The organism is Methylovirgula ligni, assembly GCF_004135935.1.
Taxonomy (GTDB): Bacteria; Pseudomonadota; Alphaproteobacteria; order Rhizobiales; family Beijerinckiaceae; genus Methylovirgula; species Methylovirgula ligni.
Map to the genome: position 1 here is coordinate 3,218,572 of NZ_CP025086.1, position 20,953 is coordinate 3,239,524.

Below are 20,953 nucleotides of genomic sequence, written 5' to 3' on the forward strand. Positions count from 1 at the left end.
CTACCCTCAGAGCCCCGTCGTCACGTCGATGCTGTGGCCTTCAGCCAGCGTCACGATCGCCTGTTTGACGTCGGACTGCGAGCCGCGCACACCGCGGAAGATCTTCTTCTTGCCCTTGCGGACAAGCGTGTTCACCGCCTCGACCTTGACGTCGAACAGCTTCTCGATCGCCGCCTTGATCTGCGGCTTGGTCGCGTCCTTGCGGACCTTGAAGATCACCTTGTTATGCTCCGACGCCGCCGTCGCCTTCTCGGTGATGACCGGAGCGACGATCAGATCGTAGTGGCGCGCGTCGGCGAAAGTTTTCGACGTGCTCATGCGAATCGCGCCTCCAGCGCATCGACCGCCGCCTTGGTGAGAACGAGCTTCTCACGGCGAAGGATGTCGTAAACATTGATGCCCTGCACCGGCAGAACGTCGATCGAAGGAATGTTGCGTGCGGCATGGCCGAAATTCTCGGCGACGCTGGCACCATCGATAATCAGCGCGTTGGTGAGGCCGAGCTTGGCGAAATGCGCCAGCAGCCCCTTCGTCTTGCCATCGGCAAGATCAGTATTCGCCCAGACGATGATGCCGCCATCCTTGGCCTTCGCGGACAAGGCGTGCTTCAGCGCGAGCGCGCGCACCTTTTTCGGCAGATCATGCGCATGCGAGCGCGTCACCGGACCGAAGGCGCGACCGCCGCCGCGGAACTGCGGCGCGCGCGCCGCACCGTGACGGGCGCTGCCTGTGCCCTTCTGCTTGTACAGCTTCTTGCCGGTGCGGGCGACATCGGCGCGGCCTTGCGTCTGATGCGTGCCGGCGCGGCGCTTGGCAAGCTGATAGCGTACCATACGCGCGATGATGTCGGCGCGGGGCTCCAGACCGAAGATCGCGTCGTTCAATTCAATTTCGCCGGCGTTGTTGCCGTCGAGAGAGGTAATCTCGATCTTCACGACGAGGCTCCTTCCGTGGATGTGGCGGGGGCCTCAGCGGAAACTTGAGCAGGCGCCTCGGGCTGTGCTTCGTTCGCCAGGCGATACTTGCCCGGCTGCGGCACATCCTTCGGCAGAGCCTTCTTCACCGCGTCGCGGATATAAATCCAGCCGCCCTTGGTGCCGGGCACCGCGCCTTCGACCAGGATGAGGCCACGCTCGACATCCGTCTGCACGACACGCAGATTCAAGGTCGTCACACGGTCGACACCCATGTGACCGGCCATCTTCTTATTCTTGAAGGTCTTGCCAGGGTCCTGACGGCCGCCGGTCGAACCCAACGAACGATGCGAGATCGAGACACCGTGCGTCGCGCGGAGACCCCTGAAATTCCAGCGCTTCATACCGCCGGCAAAGCCCTTACCCATGCTCGTGCCGGTGACGTCGACGAACTGGCCGACTATGAAATGGTCCGCCGTGATCTCCGCGCCCACCGGCAGCAACGCCGTTTCCGCAACGCGGAACTCAGCGAGCTTCAGCCGCGGCTCCACCTTGGCGATCGCGAACCGGGCACGCTCGGCCTTCGGCACGTTCTTCACCTTGGCGCGGCCAATGCCGAGCTGCACGGCGGTGTAGCCGTTAACTTCCTTGGTCCGCTGCGCGACGACCTGGCAGCCGTCGAGCTTCAAAACCGTGACCGGCACATGCTCACCGCCGTCTGTAAAGACGCGGGTCATGCCCAGCTTCTGTGCGATAACACCTGACCGCATGTTCTTCGTCCTTCAAGGCCAGAGCTTGCGCCGCTGACCCGGTTCATCTTTTCACAGCACCGTCACACGACAATGCTTATTCCGCGTCATAACTTGGAGAGGCTTCCGCCCTTCCCGCAACGACGCTTTAGAGCTTGATCTCCACGTCGACACCGGCGGCAAGATCGAGCTTCATCAAAGCATCGACCGTCTGCGGCGTCGGATCGACAATATCGAGGACCCGCTTGTGGGTTCTGATCTCGAACTGCTCGCGCGACTTCTTATCGACGTGCGGCGAGCGGTTGACCGTGAATTTCTCGATCTTGGTCGGCAACGGGATCGGGCCGCGCACCTGCGCACCCGTCCGCTTCGCCGTCGACACGATCTCCTTGGTCGAGGAGTCGAGAATCCGGTGATCGAACGCTTTGAGGCGGATGCGAATGTTTTGGCCGTTCATCTTCTTTTTTCCCTGACGATCGGACGCGGACTTAAAGCCCGCGTCCGGCCGGTTTGCCCTTATTCCTGAATCGAAGCGACGACGCCGGCACCGACGGTGCGGCCACCTTCACGGATAGCGAAGCGCAGCTTTTCTTCCATCGCGATCGGCACGATCAGCTCGACGCTCATCGTCACGTTGTCGCCCGGCATAACCATTTCCGTGCCTTCCGGCAGCGTCACGACGCCAGTCACGTCGGTCGTGCGGAAATAGAACTGCGGACGGTAATTGGTGAAGAACGGCGTGTGGCGGCCACCTTCGTCCTTGGTGAGGATGTAAGCCTCCGCCTTGAACTTGGTGTGCGGCTTAACCGAGCCGGGCTTGCACAGCACCTGGCCGCGCTCGACTTCCTCACGCTTCGTGCCGCGGAGCAGCGCGCCGATGTTGTCGCCAGCCTGGCCCTGATCGAGTAGCTTGCGGAACATTTCGACGCCGGTAACGGTCGTCTTCACGGTCGGCTTGAGGCCGACGATCTCGACTTCCTCGCCAACCTTGATGATGCCGCGCTCGACACGGCCGGTGACGACCGTACCACGGCCGGAGATCGAGAACACGTCTTCGACCGGCATCAGGAAGGGCTGGTCGATCGGACGCTCCGGCTGCGGAATGTAATCATCAACCGTCTGCATCAGCGCGAGGACGGCGTCGTGGCCGATCTCGGGGCTGCGATTCTCGAGCGCACAAAGGGCCGAACCCTTGGTGATCGGAATGTCATCGCCGGGGAACTCGTACTTCGACAGAAGCTCGCGAACTTCGAGCTCGACGAGTTCGAGCAATTCCGGATCATCGACCATGTCGACTTTGTTGAGGAAGACGACGAGCGCCGGCACGCCGACCTGACGCGCAAGCAGGATGTGCTCGCGGGTCTGCGGCATCGGGCCGTCGGCGGCCGAGACGACCAGGATCGCGCCGTCCATCTGCGCGGCGCCGGTGATCATGTTCTTCACATAGTCGGCGTGGCCGGGGCAATCGACGTGCGCGTAATGGCGCGCCTTCGTCTCATACTCGACATGCGCCGTCGAGATGGTGATGCCGCGCGCCTTCTCTTCCGGCGCCTTGTCGATCTGGTCATAGGCCGTGAACGTCGCGCCGCCGGTCTCTGCCAAGACCTTGGTAATCGCCGCCGTAAGCGACGTCTTGCCATGATCGACGTGACCGATCGTTCCGATGTTACAATGCGGCTTGTTGCGCGAAAACTTTTCCTTGGCCATGACTCGGCTCCTTTAACCCTTCCCGGTCTCTAGGCGAACTTCGCCTGTACCTTGGCGGCTTCCGCCGCAGGCACCTGTTCGTAGTGATCGAATTGCATCGTGTAGTTCGCGCGGCCCTGGCTGAAGGACCGCAATTGATTGACATAGCCAAACATGTTGGCGAGCGGCACCATCGCATTGATGACGACCGCATTGCCGCGCATGTCCTGGCCCTGCACCTGTCCGCGCCGGCCGAGCAGATCGCCCATCACGGACCCAGTGTAGTCTTCCGGCGTCGTCACCTCGACCTTCATGATCGGCTCGAGCAGCACGGAGCCGCCCTCACGCAGCGCCTCGCGGAAGGCGGCGCGCGACGCGATCTCGAAGGCAAGAACCGACGAATCGACATCGTGGAAGCCGCCGTCAATCAACGTCGCCTTGACATCGACGACCGGGAAGCCGGCAAGCACGCCGGAACCCATGACGCTGTTGATGCCCTTTTCGACGCCGGGAATAAATTCCTTCGGAACGGCGCCGCCGACAATCTTCGACTCGAAGCTCGATCCCGCACCCGGCTCGGCCGGCTCGAAGATGATGACCACTTTCGCAAACTGGCCCGTACCGCCGGTCTGCTTCTTATGCACATATTCTTTCTCGACACGCCGCGTCAGCTTCTCGCGATAGGCAACTTGCGGCGCGCCGATATTGGCATCGACCTTATAGGTGCGCCGCAAGATATCGACCTTGATGTCGAGATGTAGTTCACCCATGCCTTTCAGGATCGTCTGACCGGATTCCTGATCGGTCGAAACGCGGAACGACGGATCTTCCGCAGCGAGCTTCGACAAAGCAACGCCAAGCTTCTCCTGATCGGCCTTGGACTTCGGCTCGATCGCGATCTCGATGACCGGCTCGGGGAACTCCATCCGCTCCAAAATCACCGGCTTGTTCTGATCGCAAAGCGTATCGCCGGTGCGCGTCTCTTTCAGACCCGCAAGCGCGATAATATCGCCGGCGTAGGCTTCTTTGATGTCTTCGCGGTTGTTGGCGTGCATCAGCAACATGCGGCCGATACGCTCGCGCTTGTCCTTAGTCGAATTGAGCACGGTCGTGCCGGATTCGATCTTGCCCGAATAAATACGCGCGAAGGTCAGCGAACCGACGAACGAATCGTCCATGATCTTGAACGCAAGCATGGAGAACGGCTCTTCATCGCTGGCGATGCGAACCATCTCCTCGCCGGTGTCGGGATTGACGCCCTTGATCGCCTCGCGGTCGACCGGGGACGGCAGATAATCGACAACAGCATCAAGCAAAGGCTGCACGCCCTTGTTCTTGAACGCCGAGCCGCAGAGGACCGGAATGAAGGTAATATGCCGAACCGCTTTACGAATGAGCCGCTTCAGCGTCGCTTCGTCCGGCGGCGTGCCGTCGAGATAAGCGGACATAACATCATCGTCGAGCTCGACGGCCGCCTCGACAAGCGTCTCGCGATAGCTCTCAGCCTGCTCGCGCAGGTCCGCGGGAATTTCTTCGTCGTGATATTTTGCGCCCAAAGCTTCGTCTTCCCAGACGACGGCTTTCATACGCACGAGATCGATAATGCCCTTGAAGGTCGACTCCGAGCCAATCGGCAGCTGGATGCAAACCGGACGGCCGCCAACCTTTGTTTTGATTTCTTCGACGCAGCGGAAGAAGTCGGCGCCGACCTTGTCCATCTTGTTGACGAAGACGACGCGTGGCACGTTATATTTGTCGGCTTGACGCCATACGGTTTCCGTCTGCGGCTCAACGCCCTGGTTGCCGTCGAGGACGCAGACCGCGCCGTCGAGCACACGCAGCGAGCGCTCTACCTCGATGGTGAAATCGACGTGGCCGGGCGTGTCGATGATGTTCAGACGATAGCCGTTCCAGAATGTCGTGGTGGCGGCGGAGGTGATCGTGATGCCACGCTCCTGCTCCTGCTCCATCCAGTCCATCGTGGCGGCGCCCTCATGGACCTCGCCAATCTTATGCGACTTGCCGGAATAGAAGAGAATGCGCTCGGTCGTCGTGGTCTTACCCGCATCGATATGCGCCATAATACCGAAGTTTCGGTAGTCCTGGATTTTATGGCTGCGGGGCATCGGACGGATTCCTTAGGAGACTCGAAAAATTACCAGCGATAATGAGAGAAGGCGCGGTTCGCTTCCGCCATGCGGTGCGTATCTTCGCGCTTCTTCACGGCATTGCCGCGGTTGTTTGCAGCGTCCATGATCTCGGCCGAGAGGCGGTCGACCATGGTCTTGTCGTTGCGGCCGCGGGCGGCCGTGATGATCCAGCGAATCGCGAGCGCCTGACGGCGCTCCGTCCGAACCTCGACCGGCACCTGATAGGTGGCGCCGCCGACGCGGCGGGAGCGCACCTCGATCGCCGGCGCAACATTCTCGAGCGCCTGGCGGAAAACCGGCAACGGTTCGGCCCGCAGCTTGTTCTCGATGGCGTCAAAAGCCCCATAGACGATCGTTTCAGCGGTCGATTTCTTGCCGTCGTACATGATCGAATTCATGAACTTGGCAAGAACGACATCGCCGAACTTGGCATCCGGAATGACTTCCCGTTTCTCGGCGCGATGACGTCGCGACATTGCTTCACTCTCTCTGCGTCGGCCGGCGCACCGGCCATCCGTTAAAGCCTTTAACCAACCCGGACCCGCTTCCGCGCGCCCGGACGAATGTCTTACTTGGGCCGCTTGGCGCCGTATTTCGAACGGCGCTGCTTGCGATTCTTGACGCCTTGCGTGTCGAGCACGCCGCGCAGGATGTGATAGCGCACGCCCGGCAAATCCTTGACGCGACCGCCGCGGACCATGACCACCGAGTGCTCCTGGAGGTTATGGCCCTCGCCGGGGATGTAGCCGATGACCTCGAAGCCATTGGTCAGGCGCACCTTGGCGACCTTACGCAGCGCCGAGTTCGGCTTCTTCGGGGTCGTCGTATAGACGCGGGTGCAGACGCCGCGCTTCTGCGGGCAACCCTGCAGATGGCGCGCCTTCTCGCGATAGATCTTTTCCTGCCGCGGCTTGCGGATCAACTGGCTGATCGTCGGCATATTCGCCCTTCAAATCCCAACAGCGCGCCGCGCGAGCGGCACTTAAACCCTTGTTTCAGCATCTGGTATGGCCCGAATCCGGACCCTCAGGCGCCATGCATCCGCGCAAACAAATCAGCGCCTTCGGCCCCACGGGGCTTCCGGCGCTGGAACATCGCAGAGGACCGTGGCGGAGCCTCGGTCTTGCCTCCGGGAGGTCTGCGGCCAACCTGAGGGCCGGCCAGGACCCGATGTGACTTGTCAGTCGATGAGACCGACAGCGTTTAGGCCCACTGGGTTCAGGACGCGACGCCCCGAACAAAAGAACCTACGACCTGTCGAAGTGGGCGGAACTTAATGATACGCCCGAGACGCGTCAACCCCTTTCCGAGGGATTTTCACGGTGGGAAACCGGATGTCGCCCCTCCCCCGCAAGCGAGAGAGGGGCGACTCCCGAATTTACTTGGCTGCCTCTTTGGCAACTTCCTCCTTGGCGGCTTCCGCCGGCGGCAGGGCGAGCGGCACTTCGCTCGCCTTGTGGGCGAGGATGAGCTCGTCGCGCGTCGTCGCGATTCGGCGCAGTTTCGCCATGGCCGCGCCGGTGCCGGCCGGGATCAGCCGGCCGACGATGACGTTTTCCTTCAGGCCCTCAAGCGTATCGGTCTTGCCGTTGACCGCTGCCTCGGTCAGCACCCGCGTCGTCTCCTGGAAGGAGGCGGCGGAGATGAACGAGCGCGTCTGCAGCGAGGCCTTGGTGATGCCGAGCAGAACGGGGGTGCCGGTCGCGGGTTTACCACCCTCGGCAAGCGCCTTTTCGTTCGCCTCGTCCATCTCAAGCTGATCGACCTGCTCGCCGGACAGGAAGTCCGTATCGCCCGGATCGACGATATCGACCTTCTGCAACATCTGCCGGACAATGACCTCGATGTGCTTGTCGTTGATGTTGACGCCCTGCAACCGGTAGACCTCCTGGATCTCGTTGACGAGATAGGCGGCGAGTTCCTCGACGCCCTTGATGGCCAGGATGTCGTGCGGCGCCGGATTGCCGTCGACGATGTAATCGCCCTTCTCGACGATGTCGCCATCCTGAAGGTGGATGTGCTTACCCTTCGGGATCAGATATTCGATCGGCTCCGCACCTTCCTCGTTCGGAACGATCGAAATCCGCGTCTTGTTCTTATAGTCGCGGCCGAACTGCACCGTGCCCGAAGCCTCGGCGATGATCGCATGATCCTTCGGCCGACGTGCCTCGAAGAGTTCGGCAACACGCGGCAGACCGCCGGTGATGTCGCGGGTCTTGGCCGATTCCATCGAGATACGCGCGACGATGTCGCCCGCCTTGATCTTGGTGCCGGGATCGACGTTCAAGATCGCTTCCACCGGCAGCGTGTAGCGGGCATCACCGCCACGCGGCAGCTTGAGAATCTTGCCGTCAGCACCCTTCAACACGATCGCCGGCTTCAGCGTCGCTGAACGCTGGTTGAGCCGCCAATCGACGACCACGCGCTTGGCGATACCGGTCGATTCGTCGACCGTCTCCGAGAGCGAGGCGCCTTCGACCAAATCCTCGAAGCCCACGGCGCCGTCGACCTCGGTGAGGATCGGGCGCGTATAGGGATCCCATTCGGCAATCCGCTGGCCGCGCTTGATCTTGTCGCCTTCGTCGACCTTGAGCCGCGCGCCATATTGCACGCGCTGCACCGCCCGCTCGACACCGTCCGGCCCTTCGATGACCACAGCGACGTTGCGCGCCATGACCATCAGATCGCCTTCCGAATTCCGCGCGACGTGACGATTGCGGATTTTCACCGTGCCGTCGAAATTCGACTCGAGGAACGACTGGTCAGCGATCTGCGCCGCGCCGCCGATGTGGAACGTGCGCATGGTGAGCTGGGTGCCCGGCTCGCCGATCGACTGCGCCGCGATAACGCCGACCGCCTCGCCCATGTTGACGGGCGTGCCGCGGGCAAGATCGCGTCCGTAGCAGGTGGCGCAGACGCCGTTCTTGGCCTCGCAGACGAGGACGGAACGGATCTTCACCTCCTGGATGCCGGCGGCGTTGATCTTGTCCATATGCCATTCTTCGATCATCGTTCCGGCGGGAACGATGATCTCGCCGTCGAGCGATTTCAGGTCTTCCGCCGCGGTGCGGCCGAGGATACGCGTGGCGAGCGAAGCGACGATCTGGCCGGCGTCGACGATCGCCCGCATGCGGATGCCCTTCTGCGAGCCGCAATCCACCGTGGTGATGATCGAATCCTGCGCCACGTCGACGAGACGCCGCGTCAGATAGCCGGAGTTCGCCGTCTTCAACGCCGTATCGGCAAGACCCTTGCGGGCGCCGTGGGTCGAGTTGAAGTATTCAAGGACGGTCAGGCCCTCCTTGAAGTTCGAGATGATCGGGCTCTCGATGATCTCGCCCGAGGGCTTGGCCATGAGTCCGCGCATCGCGGCAAGCTGCTTCATCTGCGTCGGCGAACCGCGCGCGCCCGAGTGGCTCATCATGTAGATCGAGTTGATCGGCTTATCGCGGCCGTTGTCGTCCTTATGCACGGCCGAGATGCGCGCCATCATCTCCTCGGCGAGCTTGTCGGAACATTTCGCCCAGGCATCGACGACCTTGTTGTACTTCTCGCCCTGGGTGATGAGGCCGTCGTTGTACTGCTGCTCATATTCCTTGGCGAGCGCCGTGGTCTGCTCGATGATCTTCTTCTTCGTCTCCGGCACGACCATGTCGTCCTTACCGAACGAAATGCCCGCCTTGAACGCCTCACGGAAGCCGAGCGCCATGATCTTGTCGCAGAAGATCACCGTCTCCTTCTGCCCGCAATTGCGGTAGACGACATCGATCATGTTGGAGATCTCCTTCTTCGTCATCAGCTTGTTGATGACATCGAAGGGAATCTTCTTGTGATCCGGCACGAGCTGGCCAAGCAGCATCCGGCCCGGCGTCGTTTCGAAAATCTTCGAGACGCGCTTGCCGTCCTCGTCGAAGGTCCAGGCGCGGCCCTTGATCTTGGTGTGCAGCGTCACGGCCTTGGCGTTGAGCGCGTGCTCGATCTCGCCGATGTCGGAGAAGGCCATGCCCTGCCCCGGCTCGCCGTCGCGCATCAGCGTCGAATAATAGAGGCCGAGAACAATGTCCTGGCTCGGCACGATGATCGGCTGACCATTGGCCGGATGCAGGATGTTGTTCGTCGACATCATCAGCACGCGCGCCTCAAGCTGCGCCTCCAGCGACAGCGGCACGTGCACGGCCATCTGGTCGCCGTCGAAGTCGGCGTTGAACGCCGCGCAGACGAGCGGATGCAACTGGATCGCCTTGCCCTCGATCAGCTTCGGCTCGAAAGCCTGAATGCCGAGACGATGCAGCGTCGGGGCGCGGTTCAGCATCACCGGATGTTCGCGGATGACCTCGTCAAGGATATCCCAAACCTCCGGCTTCTCCTTCTCGACCAGCTTCTTCGCCTGCTTCACCGTGGCGGAGAAGCCCTTCGCGTCGAGGCGCGAATAGATGAACGGCTTGAAGAGTTCGAGCGCCATCTTCTTCGGTAGCCCGCACTGATGCAGCTTGAGCTCGGGACCCACGACGATGACCGAACGGCCGGAATAATCGACGCGCTTGCCGAGCAGGTTCTGGCGGAACCGGCCCTGCTTGCCCTTCAGCATATCGGCGAGCGACTTCAGCGGACGCTTGTTGGCGCCGGTGATGACGCGGCCGCGGCGCCCGTTATCGAACAAGGCATCGACCGCTTCCTGAAGCATGCGCTTCTCGTTGCGGATGATGATGTCCGGGGCGCGCAGCTCGATCAGCCGCTTCAGACGGTTGTTGCGGTTGATGACGCGGCGATAGAGATCGTTCAGGTCCGAGGTCGCGAAGCGGCCGCCATCGAGCGGCACAAGCGGGCGCAAATCCGGCGGGATGACCGGAATCTCGGTCAGGATCATCCATTCCGGCTTGTTGCCGGAGTGGATGAACGCTTCGATGATCTTGAGCCGCTTGGCGAGCTTCTTCGGCTTCAGCTCGGTCGTCGATTCGGCGATCTCGACCTTGAGCTGCTCGGCGATCTTGGCGAGGTCCATCGACCGCAGCAGCTCGCGGATCGCCTCGGCGCCGATCAGGGCGGTGAAGGAATCCTGGCCATACTCATCCTGCGCGCGCAGATACTCGTCCTCGTTCAGGAGCTGGCGCTCCTTGAGCGGGGTGAGACCTGCATCGATGACGATGTAGGACTCGAAATAAAGAATGCGCTCGAGATCCTTCAGCGCCATATCGAGCAGCAGGCCGATGCGCGAGGGCAGCGACTTCAGGAACCAGATATGCGCCACCGGCGCCGCGAGCGAGATATTGCCCATGCGCTCGCGCCGCACGCGCGAAAGGGTGACCTCGACGCCGCACTTCTCGCAGATGACGCCCTTGTACTTCATCCGCTTGTACTTGCCGCACAAGCACTCGTAGTCCTTGATCGGGCCGAAGATGCGGGCGCAGAACAGCCCGTCACGCTCCGGCTTGAAGGTACGGTAGTTGATGGTCTCGGGCTTTTTGATTTCGCCAAACGACCAAGACAGAATCTTCTCGGGGCTGGCGATCGAAATCTGGATCTGGTCGAACGCCTGGGGCGCCACGACCGGGCTGAAGAGATTCGTGACCTCTTGATTCATGGTCTTCTCCTGATCTACCCGCGCGGGCTGTCACCGGACCGCGGGCGAATATCTTTCAACGCTTAACGCTTGCATGGCTCGTCACCGCGAGGAGCCTTGCGACGAAGCAATCCACCGCAGGATTGCTTCGCCTGGTTCGCAACGATATGGCCTATTCGGCCGCCTCGGCAGGCGGCAGCTCTTCCGGCTCTGGCTTCGGCGTCATGGTCAGTTCGACATTGAGGCCAAGCGAACGCATCTCCTTGACGAGCACGTTGAAGCTTTCCGGAATGCCGGATTCGAACGCATCGTCGCCGCGCACGATCGACTCGTAGACCTTGGTGCGGCCCGCAACGTCGTCCGACTTCACCGTCAGCATTTCCTGCAACGTATAGGCAGCGCCATAGGCTTCGAGCGCCCAGACCTCCATTTCGCCGAAACGCTGGCCGCCGAACTGCGCCTTGCCGCCCAAAGGCTGCTGGGTGACGAGGCTGTAAGGTCCGATCGAGCGCGCGTGGATCTTGTCGTCCACAAGGTGATGCAGCTTCAGCATATAGATGTAGCCAACCGTCACCTTGCGGTCGAAGGCTTCACCCGTGCGCCCGTCGTGCAGCGTCACCTGGCCGGAGCTGTCGAGCCCGGCCTGGTGCAGCATCTCGACGATGTCCTTCTCGTGCGCACCGTCGAAGACCGGCGTCGCGATCGGAACGCCGCGCCGCAGATTCTCGCCAACCTCGAGCAGGGTCTCTTCCGGCAGCGCGTCGATCTCCTTCTTCGAGCCGTAGATCTCGATGAGCTTGCCGCGAAGCGGCGCCGCATTCTTGGTCCTCATATAGGCGTTGACCGCCTCACTCACCTGCCGGCCGAGACCGGCGCAGGCCCAGCCGAGATGCGTCTCAAGAATCTGGCCGACATTCATGCGGCTCGGCACGCCGAGCGGATTGAGCACGATATCGACCGGCGTGCCGTCCGCGAGGAAGGGCATGTCCTCCGACGGCACGATCTTGGAGACGACACCCTTGTTGCCATGACGGCCGGCCATCTTGTCGCCCGGCTGAATCTTGCGCTTCACCGCGACGAAGACCTTGACCATCTTCATCACGCCGGGCGGCAGTTCGTCGCCGCGCTGCAGCTTCTCAACCTTGTCGAGGAAGCGGCTCTCGAGCCCCTTCTTCGCTTCGTCGTATTGCTTGCGCATGGCCTCGGTCTCGGCGAGGAGCTTGTCGTCCTCAACCGCGAAGATCCACCATTGCGAGCGCGGATAGCCCTCAAGGACATCCTTCGTCAGCACCGTGTCCTTCTTGAAGCCTTTGGGACCGGAGATCGCCGTCTTGCCGATGAGAAGCTCCGAAAGGCGGCTGTAGACGTTGCGGTCGAGGATCGCGAGTTCGTCGTCGCGGTCCTTGGCGAGCCGCTCGATTTCCTCGCGCTCGATCGCCTGGGCGCGTTCGTCCTTCTCAACGCCGTGGCGATTGAAGACGCGCACTTCCACGATCGTGCCCTGGACGCCCGGCGGCACGCGCATCGAGGTATCGCGCACGTCAGACGCCTTCTCACCGAAGATGGCGCGCAGCAGCTTTTCTTCCGGCGTCATCGGGCTCTCGCCCTTCGGCGTGATCTTGCCGCACAGGATGTCGCCCGCCTGCACTTCCGCACCGATATAGACGATGCCGGCCTCATCGAGATTCTTCAGCGCCTCTTCCGAAACGTTCGGAATATCGCGCGTGATTTCTTCCGGCCCGAGCTTGGTGTCGCGCGCCATCACCTCGAATTCATCGATGTGGATCGAGGTGAAGACGTCGTCCTTGACGATCTTCTCGTTGAGCAGGATCGAATCTTCGAAGTTGTAGCCATTCCACGGCATGAAGGCGACGAGCACGTTGCGGCCGAGCGCCAGATCACCGAGGTCGGTCGAAGGACCGTCGGCAAGGATGTCGCCCTTGCGGACGTAATCGCCGACACGCACCAGCGGCTTCTGGTTGATGCAGGTCGATTGGTTCGAGCGCTGGAATTTCAGCAGCCGGTAAATATCGACGCCGGGCTTGCTCGGATCGGGCTCCTCCGTCGCACGCACGACGATACGGGTCGCGTCGATCTGATCGACGACGCCGGCGCGCCGTGCCGCGATGGCAGCACCCGAGTCGCGGGCAACGACAGCTTCCATGCCCGTGCCGACGAAGGGCGCATCCGCCTTCACGAGGGGCACGGCCTGGCGCTGCATGTTCGAGCCCATGAGCGCGCGGTTGGCGTCATCGTTCTCAAGGAACGGGATCAGCGCCGCGGCGACCGAGACGAGCTGCTTCGGCGACACATCCATGAAGTCGACGCGCTCGGTCGGCACCATGATCACGTCACCGGCATGGCGGCAGACGACGAGGTCTTCGGTCAGACGATGCTGGCCATCGATCGGCGCATTGGCCTGGGCGACGTAATGCTTCGACTCTTCCATGGCCGACAGATAGATGACCTCATCGGTCACCTGGCCATCCTTCACGCGCCGGTAAGGCGCTTCGATGAAGCCGTATTTGTTGACGCGGGCGAAGGTCGCCAGCGAATTGATGAGGCCGATGTTCGGGCCTTCCGGCGTCTCGATCGGACAGATGCGGCCGTAATGCGTCGGGTGGACGTCACGCACCTCGAAGCCGGCGCGCTCGCGCGTCAGACCGCCCGGGCCGAGCGCCGAGAGACGCCGCTTATGGGTGATCTCGGAGAGCGGGTTGGTCTGGTCCATGAACTGCGAGAGCTGCGACGAGCCGAAGAACTCGCGCACCGCAGCCGCCGCCGGCTTGGCGTTGATGAGATCCTGCGGCATGACCGTGTCGATATCGACCGAGGACATGCGCTCCTTGATCGCACGCTCCATGCGCAGCAGGCCGAGGCGATATTGATTCTCCATCAATTCGCCGACCGAGCGCACACGGCGGTTGCCGAGGTGATCGATGTCATCGATCTCGCCGCGGCCGTCACGCAGATCAACAAGCGCCTTCACCACCGCGAGGATGTCGGCCTTGCGCAGCACGCGCATCGTATCGGGCGCATCGAGATCGAGGCGCATGTTCATCTTGACGCGGCCAACAGCCGAAAGGTCGTAGCGCTCCGCATCGAAGAACAGCGAATGGAACATCGCTTCCGCCGTATCGATCGTCGGCGGCTCGCCGGGGCGCATCACGCGATAGATGTCGAACAAAGCTTCCTCGCGCGAGGAATTCTTGTCCACCGCGAGCGTGTTGCGGATGTACGGCCCGATATTGACGTGGTCGATGTCGAGAATCGGCAATTCGGCGAAACCTGCCTCGATCAAGGCCGGCAGGGTCTTCGGCGTGATCTCGTCGCCCGCCTCGGCGAAGATTTCGCCTGTGTTGGGATCATAGAGATCGGTGGCGATGTACTGGCCATTCAGGTCCGCATCCTGGGCGCGGATCGCCTTCAGGCCCTTCTCGGCCAATTGCCGGGCCGAGCGGATCGTGAGCTTCTTGCCCGCCTCGACCGCGACTTCGCCGGTATCGGAATCGATCAGGTCTTCGCTGACCTTGACGCCCTTCATCCGCTCCGGATCGAAGGGCACACGCCAGCCTTCACCATCGCGCGTATAGGTGATGGTGTTGTAGAACGTGCTGAGGATTTCCTCGCCGTCCATGCCAAGCGCATAGAGCAGCGACGTCACCGGAATCTTGCGGCGGCGGTCGATACGCGCATAGACGATGTCCTTGGCGTCGAACTCGATGTCGAGCCACGAGCCGCGATAGGGAATGATGCGCGCGGCAAACAGCAGCTTGCCCGACGAATGGCTCTTGCCCTTGTCGTGATCGAAGAAAACGCCCGGCGAGCGATGCATCTGCGAGACGATGACGCGCTCGGTGCCGTTGACGACGAAGGTACCGTTCGAGGTCATGAACGGCATGTCGCCCATATAGACGTCCTGCTCCTTGATGTCCTTGACGGACTTGGCCCCGGTCTCAGGGTCGACGTCGAACACGATAAGGCGCAGCGTAACCTTCAGCGGTGCGGCAAAAGTCATGCCGCGCTGGCGGCATTCGTCGACATCGTATTTCGGCGGCTCGAAGACATATTTGACGAATTCGAGCAGAGAGACGCTGGCAAAATCGGAGATCGGGAAGACCGAGCGGAACACCGCTTCGAGGCCCTCGTCCGGGCGGCCGCCCGCCGGCTCGTCAACGAGCAGGAACTGATCGTAGGACGCCTTCTGAACTTCAATGAGGTTTGGCATCTCCGCCACTTCGCGGAGTTGCCCGAAAAACTTGCGAACCCGCTTCCGGCCAGAAAATGTTTGCGTTATGGCTTGGGCCATCTTGCTCCTCGCAGGTTAGTTTGCGCGGGACGCCGCCTGCATCCCAGAAACATTGCGCGGCCTAGCGGCCGCAGGGGGTTTCGCGCCCTTCCCCTTCAAAAAGCGTCACTGACCGGCCGGAATTGGAACGGCTCAACGGCCCCGAAGCAAAGCCTCGGAGCCGTTCGATCGGGAAAACGGAATCGCGCGAGCGATTCCGCCAAAACTCACTTGAGCTCGACCTTGGCGCCGACCTTCTCGAGGGTCGCCTTGATCTTTTCGGCCTCTTCCTTGGTCGCGCCTTCCTTGACAGGCTTCGGCGCGCCTTCGACGAGGTCCTTGGCTTCCTTCAGGCCCAGGCCGGTAACGGCGCGGACTTCCTTGATGACTTCGATCTTCTTGTCGCCGACGGCAGCCAGGACGACAGTGAACTCGGTCTTCTCTTCGGCCGGAGCAGCCGCAGCACCGGCAGCCGGGCCAGCGGCAACGGCCACCGCCGCAGCGGCGGAAACGCCCCACTTGTCTTCAAGCAGCTTGGCGAGCTCGGCCGCCTCGAGCACCGTCAGGCTCGAAAGGTCTTCAACGATTTTTTCCAGATTGGCCATGTGATGTCTTCCTTCGAAATTGGTCGTGAATTGCTGAAAGTCCGGGACGCGCCGTCAGGCGGCATCCTTGTTTGCATAGGCTGAAATGACGCGCGCGAGCTTGGCGGCCGGCGCGGTCGAGAGCTGTGCGAGCTTTGTCGCCGGCGCCTGGATGAGGCCGATGAGCTTGGCCCGCAATTCGTCCAGAGACGGCAGAGTCGCGAGCGACTTAATCGCCTCCGAATTGAGCGCGGTTTTTCCCATCGCGCCGCCGAGGATGACGAGCTTCTCGTTATCCTTGGCAAAGCCGACAGCAACCTTGGCCGCCGCCACCGGGTCTTGCGAATAGGCAAGCAACGTCGGACCCTTCAGCAGGCTCGAGATCGAGGCTGTGTCGGTTCCTTCCAGGGCGATCTTGGCAAGGCGGTTCTTGGCGACTTGAACCGTGGCGCCAGCATCGCGCATCTGCTTGCGCAGAGTTTGCATCTGGGCGACCGTCAAGCCGGAATAATGCGCCACCACCACAACCGAGGTCGTACGAAAGACCTCGCTCAGAGCGGCGACACTGGCTTTCTTTTCAGCTCTGTCCACAATACTCTCTCTGTCTCGCGGGCAATTTCTGCCCGCTGGTTGCGTCAGCCGGCTCATCGCACGGCGTTACGCCTGTCCTCCGGAACGCATCGGCCCCGGACAGAGGGATTCGACCAAAATCAAAGGCTGCAGGAACTGCCGCACCTGCGCTTCGTATTCCGCTCTGACCCCGTCTATGCTGGCCTCCGCCGCGCGTCACCGGAACCGGAAACGCGCCTTGGACATTAAGCCTTTGCGGGTCAGACCCGCGCGGGCACCGGCAGTCTCGGACAGGACTTGGCCGAACTGAACCACGCCGTGGCGGAAGCCAAAGCCCGGTTCACCGGCCAATCCGCCGCGTCCTTCCACACCGTCGAGGCAAGGCCTCTTGCGGTAATTTCCAGACACGGAAGCTAAATGGGTTCGGGGTTGCAGCTTTTGCCGCAACCCCGGTCTATCTATTTAACGGTAAGGCCCCGGAATGCCAAGGGCTGATTCCGCTTTTTTTCAACTTGTCAAGACAGGCGCGAAGGACGCCGGTCCCGGCCGTCTTACACGCGCACCGTGGCGGGATCGACCTTGACCCCCGGCCCCATCGTGGAAGAAATGGCAACCCGTTGAATATAGGTGCCTTTCGCGCCCTGAGGCTTGGCCTTGTTCACGGCATCCACGAAGGCCGAGATGTTCTCGACAAGCTTGGCCTCGTCGAACGAAGCCTTGCCGACGCTGCCCTGAATGATGCCGGCCTTTTCCACACGAAATTCGACCGCGCCGCCTTTCGAGGCCTTTACCGCCGCGGCGACATCCGTCGTCACCGTGCCGACCTTCGGGTTCGGCATCAGGCCGCGCGGGCCCAGCACCTTGCCGAGACGGCCGACGAGCGGCATCAGGTCCGGGGTGGCGATGCAGCGGTCGAAATCGATCGTACCGCCCTGCACGATGGTCACCAGATCCTCGGCCCCGACAATGTCGGCGCCGGCGGCCTTGGCCTCATCAGCCTTGGCACCGCGGGCGAAAACCGCGACCCGCAGGGTCCGGCCCGTGCCGTTCGGCAGGTTGACGACACCGCGGACCATCTGGTCGGCATGCTTGGGATCGACGCCGAGATTCATGGCGATCTCGACCGTCTCGTCGAACTTGGCGTTCGCCCGTTCCTTGACGAGCTTCACCGCCTCGACGATCGGGTAGAGCTTGGTCCGCTCAATGCCCTCGCGGGTTTTGACGACGCGCTTTCCAATATGGGTCATGGCTTCACCCCACCACTTCGAGGCCGATCGAACGGGCGGAGCCCTCGATCATCTTGGCGGCGGCTTCGACCGTCGCGCAGTTGAGGTCGGGCAGCTTCTTGGTCGCGATCTCGTTGATCTGCGCCCGCGTCACGCTGCCGACAAAGCCACGACCAGTGGTCTTGGAGCCCGAGGTAATACCAGCCGCCTTCTTCAGGAAAAAGGAAACCGGCGGCAGCTTCATCTCGAAAGTGAAGGAGCGGTCCTGATAGGCGGTGATGACGACGGGGATCGGCGTCCCCTTGTCCATCTGCGCGGTCTTCGCGTTGAAAGCCTTGCAGAATTCCATGATGTTGAGGCCGCGCTGGCCGAGCGCCGGGCCGATTGGCGGCGACGGGTTGGCGGCGCCGGCCGGCACCTGCAATTTGATGTAGCCGGCAACTTTCTTTGCCATTTCAAACTCCTACAAGCCGGACCTCACAGCCCGGTTTATTGCGGATCGTGGTGCGAAAGGGACTCCCGGCGGCAACCGGGCCTTTCTCCCACAGCGGAAGGGCGGTGCTTAAGGCATCGCCCGTTTCGGCGCAAGCGCCGAAATGTCTGCGGCGGCAAGGCGTTTCATGCGCCAGCCGCCGAACTTTGGTGTCAGCCGATCTTGCCGCGCACGACGTCATAGACCGCTTCGGTCTCGGCCGCCGCCTTGGCGAGCAGCGCATTGACCTCCGCAAGCCGCTTCTCGGCGAAGTCGCGGTCCTTGATCGACTTGGCGTTGATGAAGACGTTCAGCGCGCAGCTCCGCAGCCCGGCATTGGCCGCGAGCACGGCGACGCCGGCATCGCTGATGACGTTGAGATTGCCCTCGTCGGCGGCATCCTTCGACAGGGCGATCACTTCGTAACAGATATTGCATGTGTGCAGCGGCGCCAGGGTCGCAACCTTCAGCGCCTCCTGGATCGCGGCAGAGCGGGCCGCCTTGTCCTCGTCGGTCGCGCGCGGCAGGCCGTAGGCGCCCATCAGCGTGTTGAAGGCGACGACATCCTCGTCGATGCCTTTCGTCAGCTCGGCGCGGAGGGCCTCTGCCCGGGCGAGGGTCTTTTTCAGATCCTCGGAGACCGCCTCATAGTTCTTCTTGCCGATGGTGAGATTGCAGACCATCGACACCAGCGCCGCGCCGAGGGCGCCCGAGAGCGCAGCGGCACCGCCGCCGCCGGGGGTCGGAGCCTCGCTCGCGAGGTCGTCGAGAAATTTGCCGATCGTTTCCGTCTTCGCGCTCATCAGGCCAGCTCTTTCGCCAGAGCGTAGATGTTCTCGCAGTCGAACACCTTGTCGGCGCTCTCGAAGAGCTTGCTGACGCATTCGCGATGCAGCTTCAGCTTAAGGCCGCCGAGGCCGAGCGCGCCGATGACGATCTTGCCGTGGCGCTCCTTGGCCTTGTCGGTGGCCTCAAGGCCGCCGATGCCGAGCGGCGGCTGGGCGTTGGCGTCGGCGAGGAGTTCGATCGTCGGATCGTTCTGCCAATCGGCCTCGTCGAGCAGCGTGACGCCGATGGCGCCTGCCGAAAAGACAACCTGCGCGCCTTTGACGGCGGCGGCGCGGGCGGCATTGTCCTTCGCCTCGACCGCCTTGGGCGTGAAGCCGAAGCGCTCCTGAATGGCCTTGGCGGCCGCGTCGGCGCGGGCCTGATCGCGCGCGGTGATCGTGACTTCAGCACCCTCGATGTTCAGCATGGCGGCGGCGCGCATGCCGACCGGGCCGGTGCCGGCAAGCACGACGGCCTTCTTGCCCTTGAGATTGGCCGCCTTGGCAAGCAGCGCAACGCCCGCGGCGGCCGTTGTGTTCGAGCCGTTGGAATCGAGCATGACCGAGACGCGGAAATTGGAGAAAAAGCGCTTCTTCACCGCCTTGAACACGGCTTCGCCCGAAACCATCGAGCCGCCGCCGACGAAAATCGCGGTGTTCTGCTTCTCCTTGGGGCCGCGCGTATAGATGCAGCCGTCCACGAGGGCGCCGACATTCTCCGTCGTCACGCCGCCATAGCCGATAACGTTGTCGGCCCCACCGTCATAGCCGACGACCGTATCGAAGACGCTGGCAACGGGATCAGTGTCGAAAAGGAACAGAAGCTTCTTGGTCATGCGGGTCTCACACGTTGACGAACCTCTCGCCGCCCCGCCCTCATGGCGCGCGGGAAGCGACGAAGCAATCCAAAAATTTCCGGGTGCGGCCGGAGCCGGGGATCGGCTGCCGGACAAAGAGAGCCACCGGCGCGCGATGACACGCCGCCGGACACGAATCGGGGCTTAAACCTTCTCGACCTGCGAATATTCGAGTTCGACCGGGGTCGCGCGGCCGAAGATCGAAACCGCGACCTTGACCCGCGAGCGGGCCTCGTCAACCTCCTCGACCGTGCCGTTGAACGAAGCGAACGGCCCATCGGCGACGCGCACCGTCTCGCCGATCTCGTAGGTAATCGTGGACTTCGGCCGCTCGACACCCTCAGCGACCTGACCCTTGATCCGGTCCGCCTCGGCGTCGGAAATGGGCATCGGCTTCTTGTCGGCGCCGAGGAAGCCCGTCACCTTGGGCGTGTTCTTGATGAGATGGTAGATCTCATCCGTGAGGTCGGTTTTGACGAGGACATAGCCCGGAAAGAACTTCCGCTCCGAGCTTACCTTGCGGCCTTTGCGCACCTCGACGACCTGCTCGGTCGGCACGAGGATTTCCTCGAACTTGTCAGCGAGATTGCGCTGAGCCGCCTGTTCGCGGATCGATTCGGCGACCTTCTTCTCGAAATTGGAATAGGCGTGAACGATATACCAGCGCGTGCTCATGATGAATCCGGAAAGCTCCTAAATCAACGCTGCGGTTCAATGCCCGATATTGAGGACGAAGCGGACGACCAACTGCAAGACTTCATCGACGGCGAGGAAAAACAGGCTCGCCAGAATGACCATCACAATAACAAGACCGGTCGTGATCATCGTCTCGCGCCGGGTCGGCCAGGTGACCTTCGTGGCCTCCTGACGAACTTCCTGAATGAATTGCAACGGATCAGCCATTGTCGCTCAACTACCTGATTTACTGAAGTTTTTTTCGCCCTATCCGGGGATCGGCGGCGTCAGGGGCTGAGGCCGCCCTGCCCGCGTTCGCCCAGGCAAAAAAAGTCGCGGCGCGGAGCCAACCGGCCACGCGCCACACCTTGGTTATATAGTCCAGGCTGCGGACG

General features: G+C 62.1%; 18 protein-coding genes. All 18 read right to left on the bottom strand.

Translation table 11 applies throughout. The annotated features are described in order from the left end of the window. Positions 1-6 precede the first annotated feature (6 nt). Positions 7-318 (bottom strand): 50S ribosomal protein L23, encoded by a 312-nt coding sequence (locus CWB41_RS15645; protein WP_115836069.1) that lies wholly within the window; start codon positions 316-318, stop codon positions 7-9. Next, the gene (rplD, locus tag CWB41_RS15650) at positions 315-935 is read right to left on the bottom strand and encodes a 50S ribosomal protein L4 (RefSeq protein WP_115836068.1); all 621 of its coding nucleotides are present in this window, start codon (positions 933-935) and stop codon (positions 315-317) included. Before rplD ends, CWB41_RS15645 begins: the two co-directional genes overlap by 4 nt. Next, positions 932-1,684, bottom strand: coding sequence for a 50S ribosomal protein L3 (rplC, locus tag CWB41_RS15655; RefSeq protein ID WP_115836067.1), 753 nt, complete (start codon positions 1,682-1,684; stop codon positions 932-934). Before rplC ends, rplD begins: the two co-directional genes overlap by 4 nt. Positions 1,685-1,811: 127 nt before the next feature. Beyond that, positions 1,812-2,120 carry a 30S ribosomal protein S10 gene (gene rpsJ / locus CWB41_RS15660; RefSeq protein ID WP_026606368.1) on the bottom strand — a complete coding sequence of 103 codons (309 nt, stop codon included), beginning with the start codon at positions 2,118-2,120 and terminating at the stop codon, positions 1,812-1,814. A 59-nt stretch (positions 2,121-2,179) separates the two neighbouring features. Further along, positions 2,180-3,370 carry an elongation factor Tu gene (gene tuf, locus CWB41_RS15665; RefSeq protein ID WP_115836066.1) on the bottom strand — a complete coding sequence of 397 codons (1,191 nt, stop codon included), beginning with the start codon at positions 3,368-3,370 and terminating at the stop codon, positions 2,180-2,182. A gap of 29 nt (positions 3,371-3,399) precedes the next feature. After that, the gene (gene fusA / locus CWB41_RS15670; protein WP_115836065.1) at positions 3,400-5,475 is read right to left on the bottom strand and encodes an elongation factor G; all 2,076 of its coding nucleotides are present in this window, start codon (positions 5,473-5,475) and stop codon (positions 3,400-3,402) included. A 29-nt stretch (positions 5,476-5,504) separates the two neighbouring features. After that, the gene (gene rpsG / locus CWB41_RS15675; RefSeq protein ID WP_115836064.1) at positions 5,505-5,975 is read right to left on the bottom strand and encodes a 30S ribosomal protein S7; all 471 of its coding nucleotides are present in this window, start codon (positions 5,973-5,975) and stop codon (positions 5,505-5,507) included. 92 nt (positions 5,976-6,067) lie between these two features. Beyond that, a complete protein-coding gene (gene rpsL / locus CWB41_RS15680; RefSeq protein ID WP_115836063.1) occupies positions 6,068-6,439 on the bottom strand; it encodes a 30S ribosomal protein S12 in 372 nt (123 codons plus the stop codon). Positions 6,440-6,877: 438 nt separating this feature from the next. Continuing rightward, complete coding sequence (gene rpoC, locus CWB41_RS15685; protein WP_115836062.1) at positions 6,878-11,080, bottom strand: DNA-directed RNA polymerase subunit beta'; 4,203 nt, start codon at positions 11,078-11,080, stop codon at positions 6,878-6,880. Between the two features lie 151 nt (positions 11,081-11,231). Further along, complete coding sequence (rpoB, locus tag CWB41_RS15690; protein ID WP_115836061.1) at positions 11,232-15,368, bottom strand: DNA-directed RNA polymerase subunit beta; 4,137 nt, start codon at positions 15,366-15,368, stop codon at positions 11,232-11,234. 206 nt (positions 15,369-15,574) lie between these two features. Continuing rightward, entirely contained in the window at positions 15,575-15,952 is a 378-nt protein-coding gene (gene rplL / locus CWB41_RS15695) for a 50S ribosomal protein L7/L12 (RefSeq protein WP_115836060.1), read from the bottom strand. Positions 15,953-16,006: 54 nt separating this feature from the next. Continuing rightward, positions 16,007-16,522, bottom strand: a complete 516-nt coding sequence (gene rplJ, locus CWB41_RS15700; RefSeq protein ID WP_115836059.1) for a 50S ribosomal protein L10 — start codon at positions 16,520-16,522, stop codon at positions 16,007-16,009. 530 nt (positions 16,523-17,052) lie between these two features. After that, positions 17,053-17,748: a 50S ribosomal protein L1 gene (rplA, locus tag CWB41_RS15705; RefSeq protein WP_115836058.1), complete on the bottom strand. Its 696-nt coding sequence runs from the start codon at positions 17,746-17,748 to the stop codon at positions 17,053-17,055. 4 nt (positions 17,749-17,752) lie between these two features. Continuing rightward, the gene (rplK, locus tag CWB41_RS15710) at positions 17,753-18,181 is read right to left on the bottom strand and encodes a 50S ribosomal protein L11 (RefSeq protein WP_115836057.1); all 429 of its coding nucleotides are present in this window, start codon (positions 18,179-18,181) and stop codon (positions 17,753-17,755) included. Between the two features lie 191 nt (positions 18,182-18,372). Then, positions 18,373-19,002 carry a methenyltetrahydrofolate cyclohydrolase gene (gene fchA, locus CWB41_RS15715; protein WP_115836056.1) on the bottom strand — a complete coding sequence of 210 codons (630 nt, stop codon included), beginning with the start codon at positions 19,000-19,002 and terminating at the stop codon, positions 18,373-18,375. Continuing rightward, positions 19,002-19,862, bottom strand: a complete 861-nt coding sequence (locus CWB41_RS15720; RefSeq protein ID WP_115836055.1) for an NAD(P)-dependent methylenetetrahydromethanopterin dehydrogenase — start codon at positions 19,860-19,862, stop codon at positions 19,002-19,004. The genes fchA and CWB41_RS15720 overlap by 1 nt, the downstream gene beginning before the upstream one ends. A 165-nt stretch (positions 19,863-20,027) precedes the next feature. Then, entirely contained in the window at positions 20,028-20,558 is a 531-nt protein-coding gene (gene nusG / locus CWB41_RS15725; RefSeq protein WP_115836054.1) for a transcription termination/antitermination protein NusG, read from the bottom strand. A gap of 36 nt (positions 20,559-20,594) precedes the next feature. Further along, positions 20,595-20,786, bottom strand: coding sequence for a preprotein translocase subunit SecE (secE, locus tag CWB41_RS15730; RefSeq protein ID WP_115836053.1), 192 nt, complete (start codon positions 20,784-20,786; stop codon positions 20,595-20,597). Between the last annotated feature and the right edge of the window lie 167 nt (positions 20,787-20,953).